Source organism: Halomonas alkalisoli (genome assembly GCF_021412585.1).
Classification (GTDB): Bacteria; Pseudomonadota; Gammaproteobacteria; order Pseudomonadales; family Halomonadaceae; genus Halomonas; species Halomonas alkalisoli.
This window is the reverse complement of record NZ_JAKCMI010000010.1, coordinates 1-2,211: the sequence shown is the minus strand read 5'-3', so window position 1 is coordinate 2,211 and position 2,211 is coordinate 1. Positions and strand designations below refer to the sequence as shown.

The 2,211-nt window shown below is 47.6% G+C and carries 3 protein-coding genes; all 3 read right to left on the bottom strand.

Annotated features, from left to right (window positions below; all coding sequences use genetic code 11):
* Positions 1-115 precede the first annotated feature (115 nt).
* Positions 116-856, bottom strand: coding sequence for a protein NO VEIN domain-containing protein (locus LY622_RS01925; RefSeq protein ID WP_234289346.1), 741 nt, complete (start codon positions 854-856; stop codon positions 116-118).
* 109 nt (positions 857-965) lie between these two features.
* A complete protein-coding gene (locus LY622_RS01920) occupies positions 966-1,766 on the bottom strand; it encodes an HNH endonuclease (protein WP_234289345.1) in 801 nt (266 codons plus the stop codon).
* A 118-nt stretch (positions 1,767-1,884) separates the two neighbouring features.
* Positions 1,885-2,211: integrase core domain-containing protein (locus tag LY622_RS01915; RefSeq protein ID WP_234289114.1), on the bottom strand; the 327-nt coding region annotated here is incomplete at its 5' end.

Genomic DNA, 2,211 nt, shown 5'->3' with positions numbered 1-2,211 from the left:
TAGCGTTGCGTTTTCTTCCCCGTGATCATCTCGGGCATCGGTTCTCTCCTGCTGGGGAGTTATCGATGCGTGTCCACTGGGGTGGGGGAAGTCCATGATCCGCTGCAGTTGCTTGTTATGTTTTTTCTACGGTGCATTCCCAACACAAGGCATCAAAGGTAAATAATTTTTCCATTTCACTAGAATTAAATATTTCTAAACTTGGGTTATTTAAGGCACTTGTTACGATAGCTAGTCGCCATAGTGGGTCAGCAGACTTAGATCGTTCATTTCTAGATATGAAAAACCTTTTCTCTGCTGTCGACGTACCTTTTACTTCTATCTTTAACGTCTCATCAGCACTTTCAGATAACAAGTCATAACCACAATTGTCTTTTTGACGATCAGTTATGCTGTATCCCATTTCTTCATAGTGGGCAGTCACATACTGGATAGCTGCCAACTCAATCTTTTTTCTTGTTTCAACATCAGGAAAGGAAGGCGCTGAAATATCAACTATTAACTCATCGCTAGATGATAAAAACAGTATCCCATCAATACTTCCAAAAGGTCTATGCTTTCGGTGCTTCTCAATAACCTCAGGGTCTTGGGAATACCTCTCAGCTTTGTAGTTTCCCAAGTATCTCCATGAATTTACAGCTTGCTTGACGTAAACTGGCACAAATTGCTGTTGTTCAAGGAACAATTTGGCATTAGCAATGATTCTAACACCCGTCCCCACAACAATTATTTCTGGTGCTTCAGGATTTTTTTCAGTTGTGACAGCTAGCCCTTTCACTACATTATTTTTTGTGCGTATATATGAATCACCACCAGATAATTCCTGGGCTAGTTCATCAGTTGTTAAAGTTTTCAAACTCACTCCTTGACTTCATTTGCAAACATAACGCCTGGCACACGTGCCGATTTGGAGCCGCGCAGCGGCGGAAAAGCGGTCACCGTGCTGCCGCTTGTTATACTCTGGCTCAATCGAAACCATGAAGATCACGATGAAACCGCATATAATCGGCTTGCTGCGGACTAAATTTTATTCTGGCTACTGTGTAGCCAGTGAGCATTTCGAGATCATCCACTGACAAAGCCTTTGAACGTATTATGGAACCGTCCGCTCCAAATGAAATAAGGCCTCTATCAAATAGTGCATCGATATTGGCGACCAGAAGAAGTCCATTATCACCGTCCAACCGCTCACCATTGTTGCAATCCTTCCAAGGCTTAATGTGAGAGGCTCGTAGCACCTCACGTACCTTGCAGCCGGTGACGCAGCAACCGGCCCATTTAGCTTCCAGCTTGGCTCTGAAATCCCCTTGCCCCAACCTAGCTTTCTGCAGCTGAGCTCTTTCGGTGTCACCGACTGAAGCGTCATGTTCTAACGCCTCTAGGTCAACCAGAGCGCTCGCATCAGGTAGAACCCAATACTGCCGTTGATTTGCCGGAGGCGAGACCCCCAAGCTTTTACAATAGCGCAGGAATTCGGATTCGGCGGGCGCATTTGGAGACTTCTCTACACCTAAAGCCTTCTTTATCGCTGGATTGGTTTCTTTGCCATCCCGGTTAGATCGCTCTTCAATATGCTGATCAATGTCGTTGTCTCGGTACCCCAGGAAGCGTGACGGGGCGAAAGCCAGCCTTCCACCCATATTGCCGACCACAATTGACTTCCCATTTCTGAGGAGTTCAATTGCACGACCATCTCCCTCTGAGATCGCCGATTGCAGAACGTTGAAGTTTTTCTCGATGTCTTGGATGGAAGTTACTAGGCCCACAGAATCCTCCTTGAGGTATAACGCCTGCCATAACCGAACCCAAAAAGCAGAGCGACGAGGAACGAGGAGCGGCGCTTTTTGGGGTTGGACTTCCCCCGACAAAGTGGACACGCCACCATCAGTTAATCTCCTCGAACTCTATCGGAGTCCGGTAACCAAGGCCACTGTGCAGCCGATGGCTGTTATAGTAGCCATCAATATAGCCCCTGATATGTTTTCGTAACTGACGCAACGTCATGAAGCTGGTGGCGTGCAGCAATTCTCCCTTCAGCGTTTTGAAGAACGACTCCACTTCGGCATTATCAGTGCATTGTCCCGGGCGGTTCATGCTGTGCCGTACCCGGTGATGATTCAGCAGCGCCTGGGTCTTGTGAGCCCGGTACTCGATGCCGCGATCCGTATGGAACAGCAGGTCAGGTGCTGGATTCCGGCTTGTGAAGGCCTC